Here is a 25,680-nt window from a genome sequence, read left to right as displayed (position 1 = left end):
CGGACCGCGCGGCCCCCCCGCCCCCCGCGGGGAGGCGAGGGGCCGGCGGCCCCGCGCGGGATCAGCTCCGGCGGCGGCGCTCGGCGGCCTCGTCGCGGCGCAGCTGGACGATCGGCGCGAACATCTCGTGCGTGACGCGGACATAGCCCTTGCCGCCGCCGCGCTCGATGTCGGCGTAGATCTTCGGGTGGCTGTCGGGCAGCGCCAGGTGGAAGTTGGTGAAGTCCTCCCTGAAGGCGGCCGGCAGGGCCTTGCGCACCACCAGCGGGCCGTTCGGGATCGGGCGCGACTTCCAGATCAGGTTGAGGTCGGCCATGTTCAGCATGCCCTTCTCCACCATCGCCTGGAGGTTGCCGCGGGAGAAGCCCTTGCTCTGGTCGCCGATGCCCGAGGCCCAGGTGCAGCAGGCGTCGTACTGCTTCTGCAGCACCGCGACGACACCCTGCTCATGCCCGCCGGCGAAGCCGGTGCGGGAGAAGAAGCTGTTGATGTCGATGCCGCCGTTGCGCAACTCCGACCGCGGGATGAGGTAGCCGGAGGTCGAGTTCGGATCGGCCCAGGCCAGCGACCGGCCCTTCATCTGTTCGAGCGAGGTGATGCCGGAATCCTTCCGCGTCACCATCACCGAGATGTAGGAGGAGGAGCCGTCGCTCTCCAGCGGCACCACCAGCGGCTCCACCGCGCCATTGGTGTCGAGCCAGACGCCGGCATAGCCGGAGGCGCCCATGGAGGAGGCCTCGATCTGCCCGGCCGAGAAGGCCTGCATCACGCCGGCATAATCGGCCGCCGGGAAGAGGCGGGTCGGCACCTTGAAGGTGTCCTCGATCAGCTTGCGATAGGCATCGAAGCGGCCCAGGCGGTCGGATTCGTTCTCGCCGCCGAGCAGGCCGATGCGGATCTGCGGGACCTCCTTCGCCCAGGGGCGCTCGCCGGTGGCGGGCATGGCGACGGGCGCCTGCTGGGCGCGCAGGGCAGCGGGCAGCAGGGCAGTGCCGGCCACGAGGCCGGCCAGCGTGCGACGCGTGATCATCATCGGTCTCCTTGGGGGCGTCCGGCCTTCCCGGCGGGAAGGCGGCGCGGATCTCTCAGGCGGTGAAGGCGGCCGCCTGGCTGGTTTCAGGCCCGTGCGCCGGCCTGCGTGCCGGCTCCATCAGGCTCTGCTCATCGAACTCGGCCTCGGACACGCCGTAGATCTCCCGCAGCTTCGCGGCGGTGAGGCCGGCGGGCGGCCCGTCGAACATCACCCGGCCGGCCTGCATGGCGATGATCCGGTCGCAATAGTCGCGGGCAATCTCGAGGTGGTGCAGGTTGCAGAGCACGGTGATGCCGTCGCGCCGGTTCACGTCGCGCAGGGCCTCCATGACGGTGCGGGAATTGCGCGGATCCAGGCTGGCCACCGGCTCGTCGGCCAGGATCAGGCGCGGCTCCTGCATCAGCACGCGCGCGATGGCGACGCGCTGCTGCTGGCCGCCCGAGAGGGTGTCGGCGCGCTGCAGCGCCTGGTCAGCCAGATCGAAGCGATCCAGCGCGGCGAGCGCCATGGCGCGCTCCTCGGCCGGGAAATGCTTGAACAGGGTGGTCAGCGTGCCGAGCAGGCCGGGATGGTGGTTGAGCCGGCCCACCAGGACGTTGGTCAGCACGTCGAGCCGCTGCACGAGGTTGAACTGCTGGAAGATCATGCCGCAGCGGGTGCGCCAGTCGCGCAGCGCCTGGCCGCGCAACGCCGTGACATCGGCGCCGTCATGCAGGATGCGGCCGCTGGAGGGTTCGGTCAGCCGGTTGATCATGCGCAGCAGGGTGGACTTGCCGGCGCCCGAGCGGCCGATGACGCCGACCATCTGACCAGCCGGAATCGTCAGGCTCACATCCTGCACCGCCGCCGTGGCGCCGAAGCGGCGCGAGAGGTTTTCCAGCTGAAGCATCCGTCGCCCTATCGCAATGCGGCGGCGTATAGAGGGCACCCGTGACAGCGGAATGACAAGGGAATGACATCCGCATGTCGAATCCCCCGCGGCCAGGGCAGATCCCGATCGGGCGGAATCGCCGGATCGGGTGAAGATGCCCGCGAAAACAAATGCTCTAGGGCCGCCAGCGCAGCAGCCGCAGGGCGTTGAGCGTCACCAGGACGGTGGCGCCGGTATCCGCCAGGATCGCCGCCCAGAGCCCGGTCGCGCCGGTCACGGTGGTCAGCAGGAAGACCAGCTTCAGGCCCACCGCGAGCGCCACGTTCTGCCGCACATTGGCCAGCGTCGCGCGGGACAGCGCCACCAGCTCGGCGACGCCCGAGACGCGGCCGCGCAGCAGCGCCGCATCGGCGGCCTCCAGCGCCACGTCGGTGCCGCCGCCCATGGCGATGCCCACGGTGGCGGCGGCGAGCGCCGGGGCGTCGTTGATGCCGTCCCCCACCATCAGCACCGGCCCGGCCGCGCGCCGCGTGGCGATCTCGCGCAGCTTGTCCTCCGGCCGCAGCCCGGCCCGCACGGCCACGCCGAGCGCCGCGCCGATGGCGGCGCCGATGCGCGGATTGTCGCCCGTCAGCATCACCGCCTCGAGGCCCTGGCGGCGCAGCGCGGCGAGGCCCTCCGCGGCATCCGGCCGCGGCTCGTCGCGCAGCGCGATCAGGCCGAGCACGCGCGCCTCCTCCATCAGCACCGTCACCGTCTGGCCCTCCTCCTCCAGCCGGAGCGTGGCCTCGGCCCAGGGGGAGGAAGTGGCGGAGAGGATGGCGGCTCCGGCCCAGGCCGGGCTGCCAAGGCCGAGGCGCCGGCCCTCGACCACGGCGGTCACGGCCTGGCCGGGGATCGCCCGGGCCTCGCGCGCCGGCGACGGGACCAGGCCGCGCGCCGCGGCCTCGGCCAGGACGGCGCGGGCCAGCGGATGCGCCGAGCCGCTCTCCACCGCCGCCGCGAGGCGCAGCAGCTCCGCCTCCGCCACCCCCTCCGCCGGCCGCAGGGCAGTGACGCGCGGCTGCCCCTCGGTCAGCGTCCCGGTCTTGTCGAAGGCGACGGTGCGGGCGCCGCCGATCGCCTCCAGCGCCTCGCCGCCCTTGACCAGCAGCCCGCGCCGTGCCCCGGCGGAGAGGCCGGAGGCCATGGCGGCGGGCACCGAGATGACCAGGGCGCAGGGACAGGCCACCAGCAGCAGGGCGAGGCCCCGGTAGAGCCAGGTGGCCCAGTCGCCGCCGGCCAGCAGCGGCGGCGCCAGGATGACGAGGGCCGAGACCGCCATGGCGCCGGGCGTCCACCAGGCGCTGAAGCGCTCGATGAAGCGCTGGGTGCGGCCCCGGCTGGCGCTGGCCTCGGCCACCATGGCGGCGATGCGGGACAGGGTGCTCTCGCCGGCCGCGTGGGTGACGCGGAGGCGCAGCGCGCCGTCGGTGCTGATGGCGCCGGCCACCACCGCGTCGCCCGGGCCGCGCGTCACGGGGATGGATTCGCCGGTCACCGGGCTTTCGTCCAGCGCCGCCCGGCCCTCGAGGATGGTGGCGTCGCAGGGAATGCGCTCGCCGGGGCGCACCAGGACGATGTCACCCGGGGCGAGGCCGGCGGCGGGGACGGTGGCGACGGCGCCGCCGGCCGCCTCGCGCCGGGCCTCGCGCGGCATCAGCGCGACCAGCGCCTGGATGCCGGCGCGGGCGCGGCCGGCGGCGACACCCTCCAGCAGCTCGCCCAGGGCGAAGAGGAAGACCACCATCGCCGCCTCCGCCGCCGCGCCGATCACGCTGGCCCCGAGGGCGGCGGTGACCATCAGCGTCTCGATGCTGAAGGGGCTGCCGGCGCGGGCGAGCGCCAGGGCGCGGCGGCCGAAGGGGATCAGCGCGACGAGGGTGGCGGCGAGATAGAGCGGGCCGGCCAGTCCGGGCAGGAGATGCGCGGCGATCCAGGCGCCGGCCACCAGCGCGCCGAGCAGGAAGACCAGCCGGGCCTTGCCGGTGGCGTACCAGGGGCGGTTGGCATCGGCGGGATCGTCGTGATGGTGTCCATGCCCATGGTCATGTCCGGCGTGGTCATGCCCGTGGTGATGGCCGGCGTGGTCATGGCCGTGGTCATGTTCGGGATGCGCCGCCGGTGGCGCGGCATCGCCGGGCAGGGGCGAGACGCGATAGCCGAGCGCCTCGACCTGCCGCCGCACGCCCTCGGGGCTGGCCCGCGGCTCCAGCTCGGCGGAGAGCCGCTCGGTCATCAGGTTGACCTCGACCGCCGAGACCCCGGGCAGGCGTTCCACCGCCCGCTTCACCTTGGCGACGCAGCCGGCGCAATCCATCCCCTCCACCCGCCACGCGGCCCTGCCCGTCGATGCCATCGCTTGTCCTTCCAGAAGGCCCTGCCCAGATGTGGGACCTCCAGCGACTGGAGGTTCAAGACCCCCGCGGCCGGAGGATCGGTCCGGGCCTGAGGAGAGGCGGAGCATGCAGGAGGTGCGGCGGGCGGCGCCACGCTGGTCCATCGGCGATCTGGCGCGGCGGACCGGGGTGAAGGCGACCACCATCCGCTGGTACGAGCAGGAGGGCCTCCTGCCGGCGCCGGCGCGCAGCGAGGGCGGGCATCGCGTCTATGGCGACGATCATCTGCGCCGCCTGGGCTTCATCCGCCACGCGCGGGAACTGGGCTTCGGCATGCCGGCCGTCCGCGGCCTGCTGGGCCTGGCGGGGCGGCCGCGCGACGCCTGCAGGGAGGCGCATGCGCTGGCCCTGGCGCAGATCGAGGAGATCGACTCGCGGCTGCGACGCCTCGCCGCGCTGCGGGCGGAGCTGACGCAGATGGCGGCCTCCTGCGCCGGCGGCCCGGCCGCCGACTGCCGCATCCTCGAGACGCTGGCCGACTTCGAGCATGGGCATTGCGCCGACCCGGCGCATGGGAGGGAGGCCGCCGACCCGGCGCATGGGAGGGAGGCCGCCGACCCGGCGCATGGGAGGGAGGCCGCCGACCCGGCGGATGGGAGAGGGGAGAGGCCGGCCTAGCGGGGCGGCGATCCGCCTTCGCCGTGATGTCATCCGTGGCGGGTGAGGGGGGAATATCGTTGCGGCACGGCGCGAGGACTGGCTAGGCTTCAGCCATGCTGTCCCGCTTCCTCCTCCTCGCGCAACGACAGGGCCGCTCTCCGGCGGCCCTGGCGCGCGCGTGGAATGCCGGAGGAGCGCTGGCGGGGGCCTGAGCCTCCGCCTTCCATCCCGGCCTCCCGCGCCGTTCAGCCCCGCCACGCACCGGCGGGGTTTCCCCATGCGCCGCCCGGCGCCCCCGCCGGCCCCTGACCTTCCAGGAGCCCGCCATGACCCTCCGCCATCCTGAGCTCGGCGAGGCCGCGATCGACCGGATCGGCCGCGGCCTGCTGGACCGCAGCCTGCCCCGGGCGGAGTGGACCCACGCGGCGCACTTCGCCGCCGCCCTCTGGATCCTCGAGCGTTGCCCGGCGCGCGACATGCCGGAGCTGATCCGGGCCTACAACCTGGCCTGCGGCGTGGCGAACGGTGACAGTGGTGGATACCACGAGACCATCACCCAGGCCTCGCTGCGCGCCGCCCTGGCCTTCCGCGCCGCCCGGCCGGGCCTGCCGCTCGCCGCCCTGCTGCGCGCGCTGCTGGCCTCGGAGCTCGGCGACAGGGACTGGCCGCTGGCCTACTGGACGCGGGAGCGGCTGTTCTCGGTCGCCGCGCGGCGCGGCTGGGTGGCGCCGGACCGGCGGCCGCTGCCCTTCTGAGGCGGCGGCCTCACCGCCCCAGCAGCACCAGCACCACCCCGGCCACCACCGTCATCGCGCCGATCACCTCGGCGCGCTTCAGCGTCTCCTTCAGATAGAAGCGGCTGAACAGCAGGGTGAAGAGGATCTCGGTCTGGCCCAGGGCACGCACCATGGCCACGGGAGCGAGGGCGAAGCCGGCGAACCAGCAGGCCGAGCCGCAGGCCGAGAGCGCGCCGACCGGCAGGCTGTCGCGCCAGGTGCGGAAGACGGCGCGGAACTGCTCCGGCTCCTTCAGCGCCAGCCAGCCGCCCTGCATGACGGTCTGCAGGATGTTGGCCACCACCAGCGTGACCAGCGCGCGCAGGATCGGGTCGGGATGCGCCAGCTCCTGATTGGCGGCCTTGATCAGCACGGCGGTGAGGGCGAAGCCGGTGCCGGCGCCCAGCCCGTAGAGCGCCGCCGGCTGCAGCGTCGCCTGCAGCAGCCCGCGCGGCGACATCTCCCGACCCGCGAGGGAGAGATAGAGCACGCCCCCCACGCCGATGGCGATGCCGAGCCAGGACAGGGCGGAGAGGTGCTCGCCGAGCAGCACCAGGGCCAGGATCGCGCCCTGCACCGCCTCGGTCTTGGCATAGGCGGTGCCGACGGCGAAGCCGCGCGCGCCGAAGGAGAGGATCAGCAGGTTGGTGCCGAGGATCTGCGTCAGCCCGCCCAGCGCCGCGAAGGCCAGGAAGGTCAGGGTCGGCGCCGGCAGGGCACCGAGCGCGCCGGTCGCCGCCGCATAGGCCAGCAGCAGGAGCAGCCCGACCGGCACGCCGTAGAGGTAGCGGACCACGCCCGCGCCGTTCACGGAAAGCTGGCCGCGCAGCTTCTGCTGGAGCGCGGTGCGCCAGGTCTGCAGAAGGGCGGCGGAGAGGGTGACGGCGATCCAGAGCGGCATGCGGCGTTCCAGGAAGGGGCCGGCGCGGGACCGGCCGAGAGCGGGATCAGCGGGGGAAGGTGCCCTCGAAGGTCTCGATGACCAGCTGGCGGAACCAGCGTTCGGCCGGGTCGCGGTCCTGCGAATCGCTCCAGGCGATGGAATTGGCGATGATGTCGGGCGCCACGGGCGGCACTTCCGTGGCCAGGCCGGCGCGCGCCGCCAGCCGCTGGCCGACGAAGTCCGGCACCGTGGTCACCAGGTCGGTGCCGGGCAGGGCGGCGGAGAGGAGGCCGAAGGAGCTGATGCTCAGCACCACGCGCCGGCTGCGGCCCTGCTGGCGCAGCACCGCGTCGACGAAGCCGCTCATGTCGCCGCGTGGCGTGACCAGCACGTGCGGGCGGGCGCAGTAGGCGTCGATCCCGGCGACGGAGGGGGTGGCGGGATCGCGCAGGATGAGCCAGCCGGAATGGCGCAGCACGCGGATGCGCGCATTGGCCGGCAACTCGTCGCCCAGATAGCCGAGGGCCAGGTCGATCTCGCCATGCGCGAGCCAGCCGGGCAGGGTGCGGAAGTCGCCGATGCGGATCGCCAGCCCGCAGAAAGGCGCCTCCTGCCGCAGCCGGGCCATCAGCGGCGGGAGGATGGCGAAGCCCACGGCGTCGGAGCAGCCGATGCGGAAGCTGCGGGCATCGCGCGAGGGCTCGAAGGGCGTGGCCGCGGCGATGCCGGCCGTCAGGGCGGCGAGCCGCGGCGCGATCACGGCGTGAAGGTCCTGGGCGCGGCTGGTCAGGCGCAGCTCCTGCCCCTCCCGCACCAGCAGCGGGTCCTGGAAGATCTCGCGCAGCCGCTTCAGCCCGCCCGAGGCGGCCGGCTGCGAGAGGAAGAGCCGCTCCCCGGCGCGGGTGACATGCCGCTCCTCCACCAGCGCCACGAAAAGACGCAGCAGGTTCAGGTCCGGCAGGCGGTCGGCGGGGTTCATCGGGCGTCTCCGGGGCCGGCGCGGCCCGTCCTGTCGTGATGTTCGTCCCGGGGCAGGGGCTAGAGCAGACACGCGGGCTTGACCAGAGCTTCGCCGGGCCAGGGGGAAGAGGGGCTTTCCAGGGGCGCCCGCCAAAGCGATACCGGCGGCTTGCGCATGACCAGGGAGACGCCAGCATGACCCGCCCGATTTTTCGTCCCGGCCTCCTGCTGCTGTGCGGCCTGCTGGCCGCCGGCCCCGCCCTGGCGCAGGGGGGCGCCACGGTGCCGCCGCCCGGCTCCGGCTCCAGCCCCGGCCCTAACCCTGGCGCGGAGAGCGCCGGCGCGGCGGAGACGGTGCTGGTCCTCTCCGAGACCGCCGAGCTCGGCCGCGCGCCGGACGAGGTGCGGGCGACGCTGCGGGCCGAGGCGCGCGGCGCCAGCGCCGCCGCCGTGCAGGCGCAGGTCAACACGCTGATGGAGAAGGCGCTGGCGCAGTCGCGGACGGTGGCCGGCGTGCGCGCCACCACCGGCGGCTACTGGACCAGCCGCAACGAGGAGAACCGCAACTGGACCGCCTCCCAGGCCCTGAACCTGCGCGGCGGCGATGCCCCCGCCCTGCTGGAACTGGCCGGGGTGCTGCAGGGGCAGGGCCTGGCGATGTCCCAGCTGGGCTGGCAACTCTCCCGCGCGCAGCAGACCGCGGCGCGGCAGGAGGCCGGCCGGAGGGCGATCGAGGCGCTGCGCCAGCGGGCCGAGGCGGTGGCGGCGCAGCTCGGCCTGCGCGTCGCCGGCATCCGCAACCTGCGGCTCGACGCGCCGGATTCGCCGGTGCCGCGCCCGATGGCCATGGCCATGGCGGCGCGCGGCCAGGGCGCGCCGGCCCCGGTGACGGCGCCGGAAGATGTGATCGTCTCCTCCACCGCGGTCGCCGAATTCATCCTGCGTCCCTGAAGCCGGTGCCGGACGGCGCCGGACTGACAGGACCGTCTCCCGATGCCATGATGGCCGGGAATGTCACCCATCCTGACGGGACTCGCGCTGCAGATCGTGGCCATCGCCTTCTTCGTGGCGCTGGACACGACCATCAAGTTGATGACCGCGCATTTCGCCGTGCCGCAGCTCATTTTCGCGCGTTTCGCCTTTCATCTCGTCTTCGTGGCCCTGGCCATGCGGCTGTTCGGCGGGCCGCTGCCCTGGCGCTCGCGGGCACCGGGGCTGCAGGCGCTGCGGAGCCTCTGCCTGGCCTCGGCCAACTTCCTCTTCTCGCTGGCCCTGGCGCGGGTGTCGCTGGCCGATGCCACGGCGGTGAACTTCGCCTCGCCCCTGCTGACCGTGGCGCTGGCCGCGCTGTGGCTGGGGGAGACGGTCGGCCGGCGGCGCTGGCTCGGTGTCGGCATCGGCCTGCTGGGCGTGGCGGTGGCGCTGCGGCCGCCCTTCCTGACCGGCGGGCCGCTGCCGCACTGGGCGATCCTGCTGCCCCTCGGCACGGCGGCGCTCTACGCCGTCTACCAGATCCTGACCCGCAAGCTGGCCAGCATCGACGATCCGCGCACCACCATCCTGCATACCGGCATCGCCGCCGCGCTGGCCAGCGCCCTGGCGCAGCCCTTCGTCTGGCACTGGCCGGCGGGGGGCTGGGGCTGGCTCGGCCTCGCGGCCCTGGGCGTCTTCGGCGCCGCCGGGCATGCCCTGCTGGTGCTCGCCTTCGCCCGCGCCCCGGCCAGCCTGCTGGCCCCGATGACCTATACCCAGCTGATCTGGGCCGTGCTGGCCTCGATGCTGGTCTTCGGCGACCATCCCGACCGCTTCACCCTGCTGGGCGCCGCCGTGATCACGCTGGGCGGGCTATTGGTGGCGCTGCCGCAAAGCCGGCGCTAGGATCCGCCGCCCGCGAGTGGATCCCACGAGTGGACATGGGGGGCGGCGCAACCGCCCGGCGTGACCTGGCGTTGCTGGTCTGGGGAAACTCTTGCGCTTGCGCCGGCAGTCATGAGGGGCTAGCGGAGGTCGGGCGCGAGGACAGGGAATGGCCACGACACTTGAATCACCGCGAAACCCAGCGGTTCACGCCTCGAATGACGCAGTTCTGCGGGATCATCCCCGGGCGGCGCTGGACGCCAACTCCGTCAGGGAGGCCTATCGCCGCTGGGCGGGGGTCTATGACGCGGTGTTCGGCGGTGTCTCCTCCTATGGCCGCCGCAGGGCCGTCGCCGCCGTCAACCGCCTTCCCGGCACGCGCGTGCTGGAGGTGGGTGTCGGCACCGGCCTCGCCCTGCCGCGCTACAAGCCCGAGAAGCGCGTGGTGGGCATCGACCTCTCGCGCGACATGCTGCTGAAGGCCCGCGAGCGCGTCGCGCAGGAGGGCCTCTCGCATGTCGAGGGGCTGCTCGAGATGGATGCCGAGTCGATGGCCTTCGAGAACGGGGCCTTCGATATCGCCGTGGCCATGTTCACCGCCAGCGTCGTGCCGGACGCGAAGCGCCTCTTCGCGGAGATGCAGCGTGTGGTGCGGCCGGGCGGCCACCTGCTTTTCGTCAACCATTTCGCCGCCGAGGGCGGGCCCCGCTGGTGGGTCGAGCGCACCATGGCGCCGCTCTCCCGTGTGCTTGGCTGGCACCCCGACTTCGCCTTCAGTGACCTGTTCGACCGCGACGCGGTCCAGGTCGAGGCGATTCAGCCCTGCCCGCCGGCGGGCCTGTTCACCTTGGTGCATCTGCGCAACGCCGAGCCGGCCACGGCGACGCTGACCGATCCCGCCAAGCTCGCCGCGGCCTGAGCGGCGGCGCCCCCCCCGCTCCCGGGCGCGGCCGGGCGGCAGGTCCGGGCTTCCCTCTTTTCCAGATGGCGGATTCAAGGCGCGGCACGGGGCCGCGACGGCGGCGCTGGCCGGCTCATCGCCCCGCCCTCCCTTGTGCATGGTGGGGAGGCGCGACTATGGTCCGGCGGTATGCCTGCCCTGCGGTTGTGGGGTAAGGGGAGGGTGGACCGTGCGGTGCGGTCCGGCTTCGATTCGGCGCGCTGCGCGCCGGCGTCCGACGAGAGCGGGCGCATAGGGATGAGAGCGGACGGGATAGGGAATGCGGCGGTCGATCGTTTCGCGCTTCGCGGGCTTCGCCGCCACCTTCGGGGTGGCGGCTGTCTCCTTGCTGCAGGGGGCGCCTGCCCTGGCCCAGGCACCGGCTGCCACCGCGCCCGGGGCGACTGTGGCGCCGGATACGATGATCGGGGCCCCGGTGCCCTGGGGCATCGACCTGCAGCGCGCCGGTGGGCCGCTAAAGGACGCCATCCACGACTTCAACGTGCTGGTGCTCTGGATCATCGTCGCCATCACGATCTTCGTGGGCGCGCTGCTGGCCTACGTGGTCTGGCGCTTCCGCGCCTCGGCCAACCCGGTGCCCTCCCGCACCAGCCACCATACCCTGCTGGAGGTGGCCTGGACGGTCGTGCCGGTGCTGATCCTGATCGTCATCGCCATTCCGTCCTTCCGGCTGATCTACTACCAGGACCGGACGCGGGACGCCGAGCTGACCATCAGCGTGACCGGCCGGCAGTGGTACTGGCACTACGCCTACCCGGACCACGACAACTTCGCCTATGACAGCTATCCGGTGCAGACGGCCGACCTGAAGCCGGGCCAGCGGCGCCTGCTGGAGGTGGACGAGCCTCTGGTCGTGCCGGTGGGCAAGAACATCCGCATCCTCACCAGCGGCCAGGACGTGATCCACAGCTTCTTCGTGCCGAGCCTCGGCGTGCAGAAGTACACGATCCCGGGCCGCACCATGGAAACCTGGATGCGGGCCGACAAGGTCGGCACCTTCTATGGCCAGTGCAACCAGATCTGCGGCGAGAACCACTGGTTCATGCCGATCGTGGTGAAGGCGGTGCCGCAGGCGGAGTTCGATGCCTGGGTCGCCGGCGCCAAGCAGCGCTTCGCGGCCGATGCGGGCGCGCCGGCGGATGGCCAGGCCCTGGTTGCGGAGCTGCGCCGCTAAGGCGGCGTTCACGAGACGGTTCGAGAGCGGGACGGACAAGAGATGGCGACCGCGTCACACACGCACGACACCCATGGCCACGGGGATCACGGCCACCACGACCACACGCCCGGCTTCGTGGCGCGCTGGTTCTTCAGCACCAACCACAAGGACATCGGGATCCTCTACCTGATCTTCGCGGTGGCTGCGGCCTTTGTCGGCATCGGCCTGTCGCTGCTGATGCGGATCGAGCTGCAATCCCCGGGCATGCAGATCTTCGCCAGCGGCCAGGCCTGGAACGTCGCCGTCACCGCGCATGGCGTGGTGATGGTGTTCTATGTCGTCATGCCCGCGCTGATCGGAGGCTTCGGCAACTACTTCCTGCCGATCATGATCGGCGCGCCGGACATGGCCTTCCCGCGGCTGAACAACATCTCCTTCTGGCTGCTGGTCCCGGCCCTGCTGCTGACGGTGGGCAGCCTCTTCGTCGGCGGCGCCGGCACGGGCTGGACGCTCTATCCGCCGCTGTCCAACAGCACCTACCAGGCCGGCATGGGCCCGGACATGGCGCTGTTCGGCCTGCACCTGGCGGGCGCCAGCTCGATCCTGGGCGCGGCGAACTTCATCACCACCGTGTTCAACATGCGCGCCCCGGGCATGACGCTGCACAAGATGCCGCTCTTCGTCTGGTCGATGCTGGTCACCGCCTTCCTGCTGCTGCTCTCGGTGCCGGTGCTGGGCGGCGCCATCACCATGCTGATCACGGACCGCAACTTCGGCACGGCCTTCTTCGACCCCGCCGGCGGCGGCGACCCGGTGCTGTTCCAGCACCTGTTCTGGTTCTTCGGCCATCCCGAAGTCTACATCATGATCCTGCCGGCCTTCGGCATCATCTCCCACGTGCTCTCCACCTTCAGCCGCAAGCCGATCTTCGGCTATCTCGGCATGGCCTATGCCATGGTGGCGATCGGCGTGGTCGGCTTCGTGGTCTGGGCGCACCACATGTTCACCTCCGGCATCTCGGTGGACACGCGGGCCTATTTCATGGCCGCGACCATGGTCATCGCCGTGCCCACGGGCATCAAGATCTTCTCCTGGATCGCCACCATGTGGGGCGGTTCCATCTCCTTCAAGACGCCGATGCTCTTCGCCATCGGCTTCATCTTCCTGTTCACCATGGGTGGCGTGACCGGCGTGAAGCTGGCCAATGCCGGCGTGGACACGATCCTGCACAACACCTACTACGTGATCGCGCACTTCCACTACGTGCTGTCGCTCGGCGCCGTCTTCGGCATCTATGCCGGCTTCTACTACTGGATCGGCAAGATGAGCGGGAAGCAGTACCCGGAGAAGTGGGGCCAGATCCATTTCTGGCTGACCTTCATCGGCGTGAACCTGACCTTCTTCCCGATGCACTTCCTGGGCGCCCAGGGCATGCCGCGCCGCTACCCGGATTATCCGGACGCCTTCGCCGGCTGGAACCTGATCGCCAGCCTCGGCTCCTATATCTCGGTGGCATCCTTCCTGGTCTTCATCTATGTCTGCTGGCGCACCTTCACCAGCAAGGAAGTGGCCGCCGCCAATCCCTGGGGCGAGGGCGCCACGACGCTGGAATGGCAGGTCTCCTCCCCGCCGCCCTTCCACACCTTCGATGAACTGCCCCGCATCCGCTGAGGTTCGATACGGCTGATGAGTGAGACTGCGATCGATTCCGAGATCCGTATGGGGGGGGCTTCGGCCCCCCTCGGCGCATCCGCCGAGCTTGACCTGAGCGAGGTCGGCGACTGGCTGGCGCTGCTCAAGCCGCGCGTCATGTCGCTGGTGGTCTTCACCGGGCTGGTCGGCATCATCGTGGCGCCGGGCGGGCTCCATCCCGTGCTGGCCGCCACCGCCATCCTCTGCATCGCCGTCGCGGCCGGCGCCGCCGGCGCCATCAACATGTGGTTCGACCGCGACATCGACGCCGTGATGCGGCGCACGGCGCGCCGGCCGATCCCCGCCGGCCGCATCCGGCCCGAGGCGGCGCTGACCTTCGGCATCGTCCTGGCGCTCGCCTCGGTGCTGCTGATGGGGCTGGCGGTGAACCTCACCGCCGGCGCCGTGCTGGCCGGCTCGATCGGCTTCTACGTCTTCGTCTACACCATGTGGCTGAAGCGGCGGACGCCGCAGAACATCGTCATCGGTGGCGCCGCGGGCGCCTTCCCGCCGGTGATCGGCTGGGCCGCCGTGACCGGCCAGGTCTCGCTCGAGGCGCTGGTGATGTTCGCGATCATCTTCGTCTGGACCCCGCCGCATTTCTGGGCCCTCTCGCTCTATGCCAGTGGCGACTACCAGCGCGCCGGCGTGCCGATGCTGCCGGTGGTGGCCGGGGCACGGGAGACGCGGCGGCAGATCTGGCTCTACTCCCTGGCGCTGGCGCCCCTCGGCCTGCTGCCCACGCTGCTCGGCATGGCCGGCCTGGCCTATGGCGCCGCCGCGCTGGTGCTGGGCGCCTTCTTCCTGGAGGCGATGTGGCGGGTGCGGCGCGACGCGCAGGACGAGGCCGGCCGCAGCCTGACCAACGACGCCCCGGCGCGCGCCGCCTTCCGCTTCTCCATCATCTACCTGTTCATGCTCTTCGCCGCCCTGGCGGCGGACAAGCTGGTCTTCGGCCCGTGAGCGCTCCCCCGAAGGCCTCGCGGGGCGGCCCGGCCGGCATGACGGAGGAGGAGAAGCAGGCCTTCATCCGCCGCCGGCGCGGGCGCAACTGGGCGATTCTGGCCGTGTTGCTGGGGCTGGTGGCGTTGTTCTATTTCATCGCCATGGCCCGCATGTCGATCACCGAATGAGGGAAGGGCGCGCATGACCCCCGATCTCGCCCGCCGCAACCGCCGGGTCGCGCTTGGCGCCGCCGCCATCGTCGGCGGCATGCTGGGCCTCTCCTTCGCCGCCGTGCCGCTCTACACCCTGTTCTGCGCCGTCACCGGCTATGGCGGCACGCCGGTCATCAACAGCGCGGCGGCGCCGGGGGCCGCGGACGGGCGGAGCATCACCGTCCGCTTCAACGCCACCACCCATCCGGGCCTGCCGTGGCAGTTCCAGCCCGGCCAGACCGCGATGCGCGTGCGGCCGGGCGAGGAGGGCATCGCCTTCTACACCGCCCGCAGCCAGGCCGCGGGCCCGAGCACCGGCATCTCGACCTACAACGTCACCCCCGAGGTGGCGGGGCCGTACTTCCACAAGGTCCACTGCTTCTGCTTCGACGAGCAGACCCTGCAGGGCGGACAGCAGGTGGAGATGCCGATCTCCTTCTGGGTCGATCCGAAGATCGCCGAGGACCCCAACACGCGGGACATCGGCACGATCACCCTCAGCTACACCTTCTTCCGCACCCTGGCCGATGCGGAGCGCGCCGGCGCCCTGGCCAAGGCGGGGCCCCATGCCGGGAAATGGAGCGAGGCAGACCCCGCGCGCCCCACGCTGACCCGGTGACGCACTTGATCCGCAAGCCGTTTTGAGGATTGATGCGACGAGTTTGACCGGGCGCCGCCAGCCCCTCCCGGCGGGCGGCGTTCCGCGAATCCCCTGAGTCGAGTCCCAGGAAGCACCATGGCCAGCAGCAACACGACCCTGGACGCGGAAGTCCCGCCTCCCAACAAGCATCCCTACCACCTGGTCGATCCCAGCCCCTGGCCGCTGGTCTCCTCCTTCTCCGCCGGGCTGCTGCTCTTCGGCATCATCCTCTGGGCGCAGCATGGCGTGCGCTGGGCCTTCTTCCTGGGGCTGCTCGGCACCCTGACCTCGATGTTCTTCTGGTTCCGCGACGTGGTGCGGGAGGCCCGCACGCCGGGCATCCACACGCCCGTCGTGCGGCTCGGCATGCGCTACGGCATGATGCTGTTCATCGCCTCCGAGGTGATGTTCTTCGTCGCCTTCTTCTGGGCCTGGTTCCACTTCGCGCTCTATCCGGAGCATGTCTCCGGGGCCGCCAAGGCGATCTGGCCGCCCGAGGGCATCCACACCTTCGATCCCTTCGGCCTGCCGCTGCTGAACACGCTGATCCTGCTGCTCTCCGGCTGCACCGTCACCTGGGCGCACCACGCCCTGCTGGAGAACGACCGCAAGGGCCTGTTGCAGGGCCTGGGCCTGACCGTGCTGCTGGGCATCTCCTTCAGCTTCTTCCAGGCGGTGGAATATGCCGAGGCGCCCTTCGCCTTCCATGGCGGCGGCATCTATCCCTCGGTCTTCTTCCTGGCCACCGGCTTCCATGGCTTCCATGTCATCGTCGGCACCATCTTCCTGGCGGTCTGCTGGTTCCGCGCCTGGAAGGGCCATTTCTCGCCGCAGCGCCATTTCGGCTTCGAGGCGGCTGCCTGGTACTGGCACTTCGTGGACGTGGTCTGGCTGTTCCTCTTCGTCTGCATCTACGTGGCGGGCGCCGGCGTCATCGCCCAGCACTGATCCGCCATCGGCCCGCCGCCGCGCTCCGGAGCCTCCGGGCGGGGCGGCCGGGTGGGGCCCTTCCGGCCGGGCGCGCCAGTCGCGGCCCGGCCTTTTTCATGGATGCCATGGCCTGTTCTTCGCATGATCCCGCCCGGCCTCGCCCGGGGGCCTCGCCCGGGGCCCTGTCCGGGGGCGCCCGATGAGCGGCGGGCGCTGGCGCCGCCTTGTGGTGCCCATCCTTGTCACCCTGCCGGTCCTGGCCCTGCTGATCGGCCTCGGCACCTGGCAGGTGCAGCGGATGTACTGGAAGACCGAACTGCTGGCCCGCTTCGCCGCTGCCCAGGCCGGCCCGGCGCGGCCGCTGACCGCCGACCCCGAGCCCTGGGCCCGGTTCCATGTCACCGGCCGCTTCCTGCATGAGCGCGAGGCCTTGCTGGGGCTGGAGGTGCGGGACGCCGTGCTGGGTGCGCAGTTGCTGACCCCCCTGCTGCGCGCCGAGGGACCTCCGGTGCTGGTCAATCGCGGCTGGGTGCCGCTCGAGCGCGACCGGCCGGTCGACCGCCCCGGGGGCGAGGTGCGGATCGAGGGCTATCTGCGCCCCAGCGAGCCGCGCGGCGCGCTGAGCGCCACCGACGATCCGGCGGCGCGGCGCTTCTACACGCTCGACCTCTCGGTCATCGGTCCCGCCCTGGGCCTGCCGGAGATGCCGCCTTTCGCCCTGGTCGCCCTCGCACCGTCGGGCCCGCCCTCGCGCGCTCTGCCGCAGCCGGCGCGGCACCTCCCGCAGCCGCCGAACAACCATCTCGGCTATGTCGTCACCTGGTACGGGCTGGCGCTGGCCCTGGTGGGCGTGTTCATCGCCTGGGCCCGCGCCCGCCTGAAGGAACCCGTCGCATGAGCCATGCCACCACCGCCTACGCCGGGCTGAAGGACCGCTTCGCCCGCATCGCCCTGATCGGCGAGGCGCAGGCCATGCTGCACTGGGACGCGGCCGCGGTGATGCCGCCCGGGGGCGCCGCCGCGCGGGGCGAGCAGCTCGCCACCCTGGCCGGGCTGGCGCACGAGCTGCTGACGGCGCCGGCCCTGGCCGATGATCTGGCCCAGGCAGAGGCGGAGGGCGAGTGGGACGCCGCCAACCTGGCCCTGATGCGCCAGGCCCAGTCCCGCGCCACCGCCCTGCCGACCGCCCTGGTGGAGGCCAGCAGCCGCGCCAATGCCGCCTGCGAGACGGTCTGGCGCGAGGCCCGGGCCGCCTCGGATTTCGCCCGCGTCCGGCCCTTCCTGGAGGAGGTGGTGCGGCTGCAGCGGGAGACGGCGGCGGCGCTGGCCGCCGTCACCGGCCTCGCGCCCTATGACGCGCTGATGGAGGGCTACCAGCGCGGCATCACGGCGGCCGATGTGGAGCCGGTCTTTGCCGCCTATGAGGGCTTCCTCGCCGAGGCCCTGCCGCGCGCCGAGGAGCGGCAGGCGCGCCGGCCCGCGGCCCTGCGGCCCGAGGGCCCGTTCCCCGCGGCGGCGCAGGAGGCCCTCTGCCGCGAGATGGCCGGGCGCGCCGGGCTCGACTTCGCGCATGCCCGGCTCGACCGCAGCCTGCATCCCTTCTGCGGCGGCACGCCCACCGATGTCCGCATCACCACCCGCTATGACGAGGCGAATTTCGCTAGCGCCCTGCTTGGCGTGCTGCACGAGACCGGCCATGCGCTCTACGAGCGCGGCCTGCCGCCGGCCTGGGCGCGGCAGCCCGTGGGCGAGGCGGCGGGGATGGCGGCGCATGAATCGCAGAGCCTGATCATCGAGATGCAGGCCTGCCGCTCGGACGCCTTCCTCCGCTTCATCGGCCCCCGGCTGCAGGCGGCCTTCGGCGGCCCGGCGGCGCCCTATGCCGCGGAGAACCTGTCCGGCCTCTGGCGCCGGGTGGAGCGCGGCTTCATCCGCGTCGATGCCGACGAGCTGACCTATCCCGCCCATGTCATCCTGCGCTTCCGGCTGGAGCGGGCGCTGATCGGCGGCGATCTCGCCGTGGCCGATCTGCCCGGCGCCTGGAACGACGGCTTCGCCGCCCTGCTCGGCCTGACCCCGCCGGACGACGCGCGTGGCTGCCTGCAGGACATCCACTGGCATGACGGGGCCTTCGGCTACTTCCCTTCCTACACGCTGGGCGCCATGGCGGCGGCCCAGCTGATGCGCGCCGCGCGCGCTGGCCTGCCCGATCTGGATGCCGCCCTGGCGGAGGGCGACCTGTCGCCGCTGACCGGCTGGCTGCGGGAGAGGGTGCATGCCCAGGGGTCCCGGCTCGGCTTCCAGGACCTGCTGCGGGCGGCGACGGGCAAGCCGCTGGACCCTTCGGACTTCACGGCGCATCTGACCGAGCGGTATCTTTGAGGAAGGCTGGCCTGCGCGCGCGATGACCACAGACACCGGTTTCGAGATCTTCCTGGCCGCGCCGCCAGGCCTGGAGGACGTGCTGTGCGACGAGGTGCGCGGCAAGGGCTTCCGCCGCCCCCGGCCGGTCCCCGGCGGGGTCGTGTTCCAGGGCGGCTGGCCGGAGGTCTGGCGCGCCAATCTCTGGCTCCGCGGCGCCGGGCGCGTCCTGGCCCGCATCGCCGCCTTCCGCGCCGTGCACCTCGCCCAGCTCGATGACCGGGCGCGCCGCGTGCCCTGGGCCGATATCCTGCGGCCGGACGTGCCGTTCCGGGTGGAGGCGAGCTGCGCCGGCTCGCGCATCTATCACAGCGGCGCGGCGGCGGAGCGCATCGCCACCGCCATCCGCGAGACCCTGGGCGCGCCGGAATCGCCCGAGGCGGAGATCCTGGTCCGGGCGCGGCTGGAGAACGACACCTGCACCCTCAGCGTCGACACCTCCGGCGCGCCGCTGCACAAGCGCGGCTACAAGGAAGCCGTGAACGCGGCGCCGATCCGCGAGACCATGGCCTCGCTGTTCCTGCGCCGCTGCGGCTATGACGGCACCGAGCCGCTGCTCGACCCGATGTGCGGCTCCGGCACCTTCGTCCTCGAAGCCGCGGAGATCGTGGCCCGGCTCAACCCCGGCCGGAACCGTGCCTTCGCCTTCGAGAAGCTCGCCACCTTCGATGCGGAGGCCTGGGCCCGCATGCGCGCGGTGGTGCGGAGCGAGCGCCCGCAGGCGGTGCTCTGCCATGGCAGCGACCGGGACGCGGGCGCCATCGCCATGAGCCGGGCCAATGCCGAGCGCGCCGGCCTGGCGGCGCGGACGGTGTTCCGGCAGGCGACGATCAGCGAGGTCCGGCCACCCGAGGGGACGCCCCAGGGAATGTCCGGCCTGGTCATCGTGAACCCGCCCTACGGCACCCGTCTCGGCGAGCGGGAGAAGCTCCTGCCGCTCTATCGCGCGCTCGGTCAGGTGCTGGCGGCCCACTTCTCCGGCTGGCGCGTCGGCCTGGTCGCCGCCGAGCCACGGCTGGCCCATGCCACCGGCCTGCCCTTCCTGCCGACGGATCCGCCGGTGCCGCATGGCGGGCTGCGCGTCACCCTCTACCGGACTGCGGCGCTGCCCTGAAAACCGCTCCGGGGTGATGGCGGCCGCCCTCCCGAAGCGGGCCAGGGCCCGAATCGCCGGGCAGGCTGGGAATTCACGCCTTCCGGCCTTGCACGGCGGGCGAGGATGCGCTGAGCCCCCAGCAGGACAGTCCGATGGAGCAGGCGGTCATGCGCAGCAACAGCGAGGAGATCTGGCGCCGGGTGGAGGAGAAGCGCGAGCGCTTCTTCGAGCTCAGCGACCGCGTCTGGGGCATGCCGGAGCTGAACTACGCCGAGCACCGCTCCGCCGCTGCCCATGCCGAGGCGCTGGAGGCCGAGGGCTTCCGCGTGACGCGGGGCGTCGCCGGCATTCCCACCGCCGTGATGGGCGAGGCCGGGGAGGGCGGGCCGGTGGTCGCCATCCTGGGCGAGTACGATGCGCTGCCCGGCCTCAGCCAGGAGGCCGGCGTGGCCGAGCACCGGCCGGTCGAGCCCAACGGGCATGGCCATGGCTGCGGCCACAACCTGCTGGGCTCGGCCTCCCTGCTGGCCGCCGCCGCGGTGAAGGACTGGCTGGCCGCCAGGGGCATCCAGGGCCGCGTGCGCTACTACGGCTGCCCGGCCGAGGAGGGCGGCTCGGCCAAGGGCTTCATGGTGCGCGACGGCGCCTTCGACGACGTCGACATCGCCATCTGCTGGCACCCGGCGGCCTTCTCCGGCGTCAACAAGCCGCATTCGCTGGCCTGCCTGGAGATGGACTTCAGCTTCACCGGCCGCTCCAGCCACGCCGCCGCCGCGCCGCATCTGGGCCGCAGCGCGCTTGATGCCGTCGAGCTGATGAATGTCGGCGTCAACTACATGCGCGAGCACATGCCGAGCCATGCGCGCATCCACTATGCCCTGCAGGATGCCGGTGGCATCGCGCCCAATGTGGTGCAGGGCAGGGCGCGGGTGCGCTACCTGATCCGCTCGCTCACCATGGCCGAGGTGCTGGCGCTGCAGGAGCGGGTGCGCAAGGTGGCGCAGGGTGCCGCGCTGATGACCGAGACCTCCGTCACCGACCGCGTGCTCAGCGCCGATGCCGAGCTGGTCGGCAACGATCCGCTGGAGCAGGCGATGGAGGAGAACTTCCTCCGCCTCGGGCCGCCGCGCTTCGATGCGGCGGACAAGGCCTTCGCCCACGCGATCCAGGCGACGCTGACCCCGGCCGAGATCGACAGCGCCTATCGCCGCGTTGGCCTGGCGCCGATTCCGGGCGAGGTGCTGGCCGAGCGGCTGGTGCCGCTCTCGGCCCCCGCGCCGAGCGGCGTCGGCTCGACCGATGTCGGCACGGTGTCCTGGAAGGTGCCGACGGTGCAGGCGCGCGGCGCCACCCATGCCATCGGCACGCCGGGCCATTCCTGGCAGATCGTCGCCCAGGGCAAGACGCCCGCCGCGCACAAGGGGCTGGAGCATGTCGCCAAGGTGATGGCCGGCACCGCGGCGGACGCGCTGAGCGATCCTGCCCTGCTGGCCCGCGCCAGGGCCGACCACGCCGCCCGCACCGCCGGCATGCCCGAGGTCTTCCCGATTCCGAAGGAGGTGCCGCCGCCCTTCGACATGGCCGCTGGCGGCTAGAGCGGATCCCGATCGGGTGGAAGCAGCTGATCGGGTGAAGATGCTCGCAAAAACAAATGGCCAGAGCGTTTGCCGTGAGCCAGGGCGAACGGAAAATGCTCTGGAGCGGATCCCGGCCTCAGGCGGGCACGGGCACCCGCTGCGCCAGGGGTTCCAGCAGGGCCTCGATCCCCAGCGGGTCCTCCCAGTCCAGACGCACGGAGAGCACCGTGACGCGGCTGCGGAAGGCGGGGGGGATGCGCACGTAGTCCTTGCGCGTGGTCACCGGAATGGCGCGCAGCGCCTCCGCCTGCCCGAGCAGCTCGCGCAGGTCGCCGGCGTCGAAGGGGTAGTGGTCGGCATAGGAGACGCGCCCCGCCATCACCGCCCCCGCCTCCTGCAGCGAGGTGAAGAACTTGCGTGGATTGGCGATGCCGCAGAAGGCGAAGACCGGCTGGCCCTTCAGCAGTTCCGCCTCCGGCCCGGGCACCAGGCGGGCGCGCAGCACCGGAAGGCCCGGCGGGAGCTGCGCCAGGGCGCCGGATTCGTCCTCGCCGATCAGCACCGCGGCGCGGCAGCGCCCGGCGGCCTCGGCGACCGGCTCGCGCAGCGGCCCGGCGGGGATGATGCGGCCATTGCCGAAGCCGTAGGGGCCGTCGATGACCAGAAGCGAGAGATCCTTCTCCAGCCCCGGATTCTGCAACCCGTCATCCATGATGATGGCCTGGGCCCCGGCATCGACGGCGGCGCGGCCCCCGGCCTCGCGGTCGCTCGCCACCCAGGTCGGGCGGGTGGCCGCCAGCAGCAGGGCCTCGTCGCCCACGGCCTTGCTGTCGTGCTGCTTGGTGTCGACCAGGACCGGCCCCTTGAGCCGGCCGCCATAGCCGCGGGTCAGGAAATGCGTCGCCACGCCACGGTTGGACAGGCGCTGGCCGATATCCAGGGCCACGGTGGTCTTGCCCGCGCCACCCGCTGTGGCATTGCCGCAGCAGATCACCGGCACCGGCGCCTTCCAGCCCCGCCGCGCGACCCGGCGGGCGGTGGCGGTCGCGTAGATCGCGGCGATCGGCGAGAGCAGCAGGGGCGCGATTCCCCAGCCGCCCCCGCTCCAGAAGTCGGGGGCACGCATCCGGCTCTGACCTGTCCTCTCTAGAGCAGATCCGGCGAGGCCAGGATTGGCCAGCCGGTGCGATGCTCGTGAACGCCTTCGCGGAACCAGCCTCCCGGGCCCCAGCCTTCCGGACAAGGATGCCCGCAGGGCGCGGCCCCGCTCAAGAACAATACCCGCGCTGCCGCGCCACGCCGTCCCGCAGGGCGGGCATGATTCCGAGGACCGCCGTGGCGAGCCTGCCGGGAAGCCCGGCCGACCGGGCGGCGACGGCGGCGGCGGCGGTGGCCATGGCGTGACCCCGCGCCGGATCGGATAGCACGTCTGTAACCGCTTGTGCCAGCGCCGCCGCCGAGGCCACCGGCAGCGCCCCGCCACGGTCCAGCAGCGCCTCGGCGGCCTCCAGGGCGTTCTCCGTGTGCGGGCCGAGCAGGATCGGGCAGCCGAGCCGCGCCGGCTCCAGCGGGTTGTGGCCGCCCTTCGGGACCAGCGTGGCGCCGACCAGGGCGACATCGGCCAGGCGGTAGAACAGGCCCAGCTCGCCCAGCGTATCGGCGACATGGATGCCGGCCTCCGGCACCGGGTCGCCGCCCTCGGCGCGCCGGGTGACGCCGCGTGGCGCGGCCGCGGCGGCGGCCAGGGCGGCGATGGCCGCCCCGCGCTCGGTGTGACGCGGCACGATGATGGTCAGCAGGTCGGGGAAGCGCGGAAGCAGGGCCGCGTGCGCCGCGCAGACGATCTCCTCCTCTCCCGCATGGGTGCTGGCCGCGAGGAAGATCGGGCGGTCGCCGGTCATGGCACGCAGCCGGGCCAGCTCGGCCGGATCGGCGGGCAGCGGTTCGGCGGCGGCCTTGAGCTGGCCCCAGTAGACCGCGCCCGGCGCGCCCAGCCGCCGCAGCCGCTCGGCATCGCCTTCGCTCTGCGCCACCACCAGGCTGAAGCGCCCGAGCATGTCGCGCATCAGCCCGGGCGCCCAGTGCCAGAGGCGGGCGGAGCGGGCGGAGATGCGGGCATTCACCAGCGCCAGGGGGATGCCGCGGCGCGCCAGGGCGGCGGTCAGGTTGGGCCAGAGTTCGCTTTCGACGAAGATGGCGCCGTCCGGCCGCCAGCCGTCGAGAAAGGTCTCCACCCAGCGCGGGACATCGAGCGGCACGAAGCGGTGATGCACCCGGTCGGCCAGCAGGGGCGGCAGGCGCTGCATCAGCAGGGTGGCGGCGGTGACGGTGCCGGTGGTGACGAGAAGGTGGAGGTCCGGCCGCCGCTCGACCAGGGCGTCCATCAGCGGCAGCAGGGAGAGCGATTCGCCGACACTGGCGGCATGGAGCCACAGCAGCGGCCCGGCGGGGCGCGACGCGGCCTCGCCCCGCCGTTCCGCCAGCCGCTCCGGCATCTCCTTGCCACGCCGGGCACGCAGCTCCAGCCAGAAGGGCAGGAGCGGCGCGAGGCCGGTGCCCACGGCATGGCTGATGCGGCCGGCCAGGCTCATGGGCGGCCGGTCACAGCGGCATCGCCGCCAGGTGGGGGGGCAGCCGCCCCGCGGCCCAGAGGTCCGCGGTGTCGCAGGCGTCATCCAGCGCCGCCTCGATCGTCGTCAGCGCCGCGGCCTCCTCGCCCCGCGCCACCGGGATGGCGGGGCCGCAGACCAGCACCGCGCGGGTGAAGGGCAGGGGCAGCATCATGCGGTCCCAGCTCGGCAGCAGGCGATGGCGCCGGGCGGCGGCGGCGGTGGGCAGCACCGGCGCGTCCGAGAGACTGGCCAGCTGCGCCACGCCCTCGGCCGCCTTGCGGCGTGGTCCGCGCGGGCCATCGGGCGTGATGGCCACCGGGCTGCCCTCGCGCAGCACCCGCAGCAGGACACGCAGCCCCCCGGCCCCGCCGCGCGAGGTCGAGCCATGCACCATTCGGAGGTCGAAGCGCGACACCACCTCGCCGATGAAGCGGCCATCGCGGTGCTGGGACACCAGCACATGCGGCCGCCAGTGTTCCGCCTGGGGGAAGAGGCGATGCGTGACGGTCCAGAGCATGGGCATCATCGGCAGGCGTTCATGCCAGAAGGTGATGATGACCGGCCTGCCCTCACCGGCATGCCTTGCGATCTCCGCATGGCCGATCAGGCTCCATCGCGTCGTGCGGTAGCACAGGGCGAGGTAGCTGCTGAGCAGCCAGGCCAGGGCCGACTGCGTGCGGGGGTGGCGGATCAGCCTGCGAAACATGGAATGCGCCCGGTCACGGGATGCGCCCCTAGCATAGCTCCGGCGGATGCGGAAACCCCGCCCCGTCGGGCCGGCCCCGCCTCAGGGCCGCCAGGCGCGGTGGTAGGGGTGGCCGGCGCGGATGGCCTGGGCGCGGTAGAGCTGCTCGGCCAGCAGCCCGCGCACCAGGAAATGCGGCCAGGTCAGGGGACCGAGGGAAAGCCGGTGGTCCGCCCGCGACAGCACGGCGGGGTCCAGCCCCTCGGCCCCGCCGATGAGGAAGGCCAGGCCCCGGCCGCTCTCCTCCCAGCGTTGGATCAAGGCCGCCAGCCCCTCGCTGTCGGGCGCCGGCCCGCCGAGGTCGAGCGCGACCGCCAGCGCCCCCTCGGGCAGGGCGGCGAGCAGGGCGGCGCCCTCCCGGCGGCGCACCTCGGCGGCCGAGCCGCGCGCCTCCGGGATCTCGCGCACCGCCAGCGGTGGCCGGAGGCGGGCGTTGTGCTGCTCGAACAGCGCCGCCTCCGGCCCGGACCGCAACCGCCCGACGGCGATGAGCAGCGGCGCGCGGCTCAGCGCGGCTCCTCCTCCGGGGCGTCGGGGGACTCGTCCTCCTCCTCGTCGTCGTCCTCATCGTCCTCGTCGTCGTCCGGCTCGTCCACCGGGTCCCCGGGGCCGTTGAGGCTGTCGGCGTCGTCCTCGTCATCCTCGTCGTCGTCCTCGTCCTCCTCATCCTCGAAGGCCTCGAGCGAGGGGATGAAGTCGTCCTCCGCGGGCGGCGGCTCCGGCGGGACATCACCGGCCGGCATCACCAGGTCGTCGGGCGGCGGGCTGTCCGGGCCCCACATCTTCTCCAGCCGGTAGTTGGCGCGGGCCTCCGGCTTGAAGAGATGCACGATGAGGTCGCCGGCATCGAGCAGCACCCAGTCGGCCGAGGTCTCGGTGCGGATGCGGCGGATGCCGTGCTCGGCCAGGGCCTTCTCCAGATGCGCGGCCATCGCCTGGATCTGCCGGTCGGCGAGGCCGGTGGCGACGATGATCCGGTCGGCGAAAGCGGCGCGGCTGGCCACGTCCAGCACCACCACATCCTCGGCCTTGTCATCCTCCAGGCTGCGCACGGCGCTCTGCACGATCACGTCGAGATGCGGCACCTTGGGCCGGCTCGGCCTGCGGGCCGGCGCGGCAGGCTTGGCCTTGGTCGCCGTGGCGGCCTTGGGCTTCGCCGTCACGGCCGTCGCGCGCGCCGGCGTCTTCGCCGCCACGGACTTGGCGGCGGTGCCGCGCGCCGCCTTCGGGGCCGTCCGGGCGGTGGCCTTGCCCGGGCTGCCTCCGGCGCTGGGG

25 protein-coding genes are annotated in these 25,680 nt (G+C 72.7%); 15 read left to right on the top strand and 10 right to left on the bottom strand.

The window, feature by feature from the left end:
* Window positions 1-61 precede the first annotated feature (61 nt).
* The 3 genes from phnD to ACVMLK_RS05505 all read right to left on the bottom strand — a co-directional run bounded on the left by phnD (window position 62) and on the right by ACVMLK_RS05505 (window position 4,302).
* Complete coding sequence (gene phnD / locus ACVMLK_RS05515; protein ID WP_457485839.1) at window positions 62-1,030, bottom strand: phosphate/phosphite/phosphonate ABC transporter substrate-binding protein; 969 nt, start codon at window positions 1,028-1,030, stop codon at window positions 62-64.
* A gap of 55 nt (window positions 1,031-1,085) precedes the next feature.
* Window positions 1,086-1,922, bottom strand: a complete 837-nt coding sequence (phnC, locus tag ACVMLK_RS05510) for a phosphonate ABC transporter ATP-binding protein (RefSeq protein WP_198365744.1) — start codon at window positions 1,920-1,922, stop codon at window positions 1,086-1,088.
* Between the two features lie 157 nt (window positions 1,923-2,079).
* Window positions 2,080-4,302 carry a heavy metal translocating P-type ATPase gene (locus ACVMLK_RS05505; protein WP_457485838.1) on the bottom strand — a complete coding sequence of 741 codons (2,223 nt, stop codon included), beginning with the start codon at window positions 4,300-4,302 and terminating at the stop codon, window positions 2,080-2,082.
* Between the two features lie 106 nt (window positions 4,303-4,408).
* Here ACVMLK_RS05505 and ACVMLK_RS05500 point away from each other — a divergent pair, with 106 nt between their 5' ends.
* A complete protein-coding gene (locus ACVMLK_RS05500; RefSeq protein ID WP_457485837.1) occupies window positions 4,409-4,960 on the top strand; it encodes a MerR family transcriptional regulator in 552 nt (183 codons plus the stop codon).
* 308 nt (window positions 4,961-5,268) lie between these two features.
* Window positions 5,269-5,697: a hypothetical protein gene (locus ACVMLK_RS05495; RefSeq protein WP_457485836.1), complete on the top strand. Its 429-nt coding sequence runs from the start codon at window positions 5,269-5,271 to the stop codon at window positions 5,695-5,697.
* A gap of 10 nt (window positions 5,698-5,707) precedes the next feature.
* Here the strand turns inward: ACVMLK_RS05495 and ACVMLK_RS05490 are convergent, their stop codons facing one another.
* Both ACVMLK_RS05490 and ACVMLK_RS05485 read right to left on the bottom strand, forming a co-directional pair.
* On the bottom strand, window positions 5,708-6,619 hold the full coding sequence (locus ACVMLK_RS05490; protein ID WP_198365747.1) for an EamA family transporter: 912 nt from the start codon (window positions 6,617-6,619) through the stop codon (window positions 5,708-5,710).
* Between the two features lie 46 nt (window positions 6,620-6,665).
* A complete protein-coding gene (locus ACVMLK_RS05485; protein WP_198365748.1) occupies window positions 6,666-7,580 on the bottom strand; it encodes a LysR family transcriptional regulator in 915 nt (304 codons plus the stop codon).
* A gap of 176 nt (window positions 7,581-7,756) precedes the next feature.
* Here ACVMLK_RS05485 and ACVMLK_RS05480 point away from each other — a divergent pair, with 176 nt between their 5' ends.
* The 13 genes from ACVMLK_RS05480 to ACVMLK_RS05420 all read left to right on the top strand — a co-directional run bounded on the left by ACVMLK_RS05480 (window position 7,757) and on the right by ACVMLK_RS05420 (window position 21,066).
* Complete coding sequence (locus ACVMLK_RS05480) at window positions 7,757-8,512, top strand: SIMPL domain-containing protein (RefSeq protein WP_457485835.1); 756 nt, start codon at window positions 7,757-7,759, stop codon at window positions 8,510-8,512.
* Between the two features lie 60 nt (window positions 8,513-8,572).
* Window positions 8,573-9,439 (top strand): DMT family transporter, encoded by an 867-nt coding sequence (locus ACVMLK_RS05475; protein WP_198365750.1) that lies wholly within the window; start codon window positions 8,573-8,575, stop codon window positions 9,437-9,439.
* A gap of 148 nt (window positions 9,440-9,587) precedes the next feature.
* Window positions 9,588-10,337: a class I SAM-dependent methyltransferase gene (locus ACVMLK_RS05470; RefSeq protein WP_198365751.1), complete on the top strand. Its 750-nt coding sequence runs from the start codon at window positions 9,588-9,590 to the stop codon at window positions 10,335-10,337.
* A 442-nt stretch (window positions 10,338-10,779) separates the two neighbouring features.
* Window positions 10,780-11,553 carry a cytochrome c oxidase subunit II gene (coxB, locus tag ACVMLK_RS05465; RefSeq protein WP_457485834.1) on the top strand — a complete coding sequence of 258 codons (774 nt, stop codon included), beginning with the start codon at window positions 10,780-10,782 and terminating at the stop codon, window positions 11,551-11,553.
* Between the two features lie 42 nt (window positions 11,554-11,595).
* Complete coding sequence (ctaD, locus tag ACVMLK_RS05460; RefSeq protein WP_198365753.1) at window positions 11,596-13,206, top strand: cytochrome c oxidase subunit I; 1,611 nt, start codon at window positions 11,596-11,598, stop codon at window positions 13,204-13,206.
* Between the two features lie 48 nt (window positions 13,207-13,254).
* Entirely contained in the window at window positions 13,255-14,190 is a 936-nt protein-coding gene (locus ACVMLK_RS05455) for a heme o synthase (protein WP_457485849.1), read from the top strand.
* The gene (locus ACVMLK_RS05450) at window positions 14,187-14,360 is read left to right on the top strand and encodes a hypothetical protein (RefSeq protein WP_198366206.1); all 174 of its coding nucleotides are present in this window, start codon (window positions 14,187-14,189) and stop codon (window positions 14,358-14,360) included. The genes ACVMLK_RS05455 and ACVMLK_RS05450 overlap by 4 nt, the downstream gene beginning before the upstream one ends.
* 13 nt (window positions 14,361-14,373) lie before the next feature.
* Entirely contained in the window at window positions 14,374-15,003 is a 630-nt protein-coding gene (locus ACVMLK_RS05445) for a cytochrome c oxidase assembly protein (RefSeq protein WP_457485833.1), read from the top strand.
* Window positions 15,004-15,120: 117 nt separating this feature from the next.
* On the top strand, window positions 15,121-15,972 hold the full coding sequence (locus tag ACVMLK_RS05440; protein WP_198365756.1) for a cytochrome c oxidase subunit 3: 852 nt from the start codon (window positions 15,121-15,123) through the stop codon (window positions 15,970-15,972).
* A gap of 211 nt (window positions 15,973-16,183) precedes the next feature.
* On the top strand, window positions 16,184-16,852 hold the full coding sequence (locus tag ACVMLK_RS05435; RefSeq protein WP_457485832.1) for an SURF1 family protein: 669 nt from the start codon (window positions 16,184-16,186) through the stop codon (window positions 16,850-16,852).
* A complete protein-coding gene (locus tag ACVMLK_RS05430; RefSeq protein WP_457485831.1) occupies window positions 16,849-18,336 on the top strand; it encodes a carboxypeptidase M32 in 1,488 nt (495 codons plus the stop codon). The genes ACVMLK_RS05435 and ACVMLK_RS05430 overlap by 4 nt, the downstream gene beginning before the upstream one ends.
* A 22-nt stretch (window positions 18,337-18,358) precedes the next feature.
* Window positions 18,359-19,489: a THUMP domain-containing class I SAM-dependent RNA methyltransferase gene (locus tag ACVMLK_RS05425; RefSeq protein ID WP_457485830.1), complete on the top strand. Its 1,131-nt coding sequence runs from the start codon at window positions 18,359-18,361 to the stop codon at window positions 19,487-19,489.
* A gap of 149 nt (window positions 19,490-19,638) precedes the next feature.
* Window positions 19,639-21,066, top strand: a complete 1,428-nt coding sequence (locus ACVMLK_RS05420) for a M20 family metallopeptidase (protein WP_457485829.1) — start codon at window positions 19,639-19,641, stop codon at window positions 21,064-21,066.
* Between the two features lie 118 nt (window positions 21,067-21,184).
* Here ACVMLK_RS05420 and lpxK read toward each other — a convergent pair whose 3' ends face one another.
* From lpxK to rsfS, 5 genes are all read right to left on the bottom strand, one after another.
* The gene (gene lpxK, locus ACVMLK_RS05415) at window positions 21,185-22,174 is read right to left on the bottom strand and encodes a tetraacyldisaccharide 4'-kinase (RefSeq protein WP_457485828.1); all 990 of its coding nucleotides are present in this window, start codon (window positions 22,172-22,174) and stop codon (window positions 21,185-21,187) included.
* A gap of 142 nt (window positions 22,175-22,316) precedes the next feature.
* On the bottom strand, window positions 22,317-23,639 hold the full coding sequence (locus ACVMLK_RS05410; protein WP_457485827.1) for a 3-deoxy-D-manno-octulosonic acid transferase: 1,323 nt from the start codon (window positions 23,637-23,639) through the stop codon (window positions 22,317-22,319).
* 10 nt (window positions 23,640-23,649) lie between these two features.
* Window positions 23,650-24,366, bottom strand: coding sequence for a lysophospholipid acyltransferase family protein (locus ACVMLK_RS05405; protein WP_198365762.1), 717 nt, complete (start codon window positions 24,364-24,366; stop codon window positions 23,650-23,652).
* Window positions 24,367-24,447: 81 nt separating this feature from the next.
* On the bottom strand, window positions 24,448-24,900 hold the full coding sequence (locus tag ACVMLK_RS05400; protein WP_457485848.1) for a 23S rRNA (pseudouridine(1915)-N(3))-methyltransferase RlmH: 453 nt from the start codon (window positions 24,898-24,900) through the stop codon (window positions 24,448-24,450).
* A gap of 11 nt (window positions 24,901-24,911) precedes the next feature.
* Window positions 24,912-25,680, bottom strand: a 769-nt coding sequence (gene rsfS, locus ACVMLK_RS05395; protein WP_457485826.1) for a ribosome silencing factor, incomplete at its 5' end; no start/stop codon positions are given.

The sequence above is a fragment of the Teichococcus aerofrigidensis genome (genome assembly GCF_054073225.1).
The sequence above is the reverse complement of the archived record's forward strand: the minus strand, read 5'-3'. Positions and strand labels throughout refer to the sequence as shown.

Bases quoted from the DNA above. Each gene is read 5' to 3' on its own strand.
- phnD (WP_457485839.1), bottom strand. From the start codon at position 1,030: ATGATCACGCGTCGCACGCTGGCCGGCCTCGTGGCCGGCACTGCCCTG.
- phnC (WP_198365744.1), bottom strand. From the start codon at position 1,922: ATGCTTCAGCTGGAAAACCTCTCGCGCCGCTTCGGCGCCACGGCGGCG.
- ACVMLK_RS05505 (WP_457485838.1), bottom strand. From the start codon at position 4,302: ATGGCATCGACGGGCAGGGCCGCGTGGCGGGTGGAGGGGATGGATTGC.
- ACVMLK_RS05500 (WP_457485837.1), top strand. From the start codon at position 4,409: ATGCAGGAGGTGCGGCGGGCGGCGCCACGCTGGTCCATCGGCGATCTG.
- ACVMLK_RS05495 (WP_457485836.1), top strand. From the start codon at position 5,269: ATGACCCTCCGCCATCCTGAGCTCGGCGAGGCCGCGATCGACCGGATC.
- ACVMLK_RS05490 (WP_198365747.1), bottom strand. From the start codon at position 6,619: ATGCCGCTCTGGATCGCCGTCACCCTCTCCGCCGCCCTTCTGCAGACC.
- ACVMLK_RS05485 (WP_198365748.1), bottom strand. From the start codon at position 7,580: ATGAACCCCGCCGACCGCCTGCCGGACCTGAACCTGCTGCGTCTTTTC.
- ACVMLK_RS05480 (WP_457485835.1), top strand. From the start codon at position 7,757: ATGACCCGCCCGATTTTTCGTCCCGGCCTCCTGCTGCTGTGCGGCCTG.
- ACVMLK_RS05475 (WP_198365750.1), top strand. From the start codon at position 8,573: ATGTCACCCATCCTGACGGGACTCGCGCTGCAGATCGTGGCCATCGCC.
- ACVMLK_RS05470 (WP_198365751.1), top strand. From the start codon at position 9,588: ATGGCCACGACACTTGAATCACCGCGAAACCCAGCGGTTCACGCCTCG.
- coxB (WP_457485834.1), top strand. From the start codon at position 10,780: ATGATCGGGGCCCCGGTGCCCTGGGGCATCGACCTGCAGCGCGCCGGT.
- ctaD (WP_198365753.1), top strand. From the start codon at position 11,596: ATGGCGACCGCGTCACACACGCACGACACCCATGGCCACGGGGATCAC.
- ACVMLK_RS05455 (WP_457485849.1), top strand. From the start codon at position 13,255: ATGGGGGGGGCTTCGGCCCCCCTCGGCGCATCCGCCGAGCTTGACCTG.
- ACVMLK_RS05445 (WP_457485833.1), top strand. From the start codon at position 14,374: ATGACCCCCGATCTCGCCCGCCGCAACCGCCGGGTCGCGCTTGGCGCC.
- ACVMLK_RS05440 (WP_198365756.1), top strand. From the start codon at position 15,121: ATGGCCAGCAGCAACACGACCCTGGACGCGGAAGTCCCGCCTCCCAAC.
- ACVMLK_RS05430 (WP_457485831.1), top strand. From the start codon at position 16,849: ATGAGCCATGCCACCACCGCCTACGCCGGGCTGAAGGACCGCTTCGCC.
- ACVMLK_RS05425 (WP_457485830.1), top strand. From the start codon at position 18,359: ATGACCACAGACACCGGTTTCGAGATCTTCCTGGCCGCGCCGCCAGGC.
- ACVMLK_RS05420 (WP_457485829.1), top strand. From the start codon at position 19,639: ATGCGCAGCAACAGCGAGGAGATCTGGCGCCGGGTGGAGGAGAAGCGC.
- lpxK (WP_457485828.1), bottom strand. From the start codon at position 22,174: ATGCGTGCCCCCGACTTCTGGAGCGGGGGCGGCTGGGGAATCGCGCCC.
- ACVMLK_RS05410 (WP_457485827.1), bottom strand. From the start codon at position 23,639: ATGAGCCTGGCCGGCCGCATCAGCCATGCCGTGGGCACCGGCCTCGCG.
- ACVMLK_RS05405 (WP_198365762.1), bottom strand. From the start codon at position 24,366: ATGTTTCGCAGGCTGATCCGCCACCCCCGCACGCAGTCGGCCCTGGCC.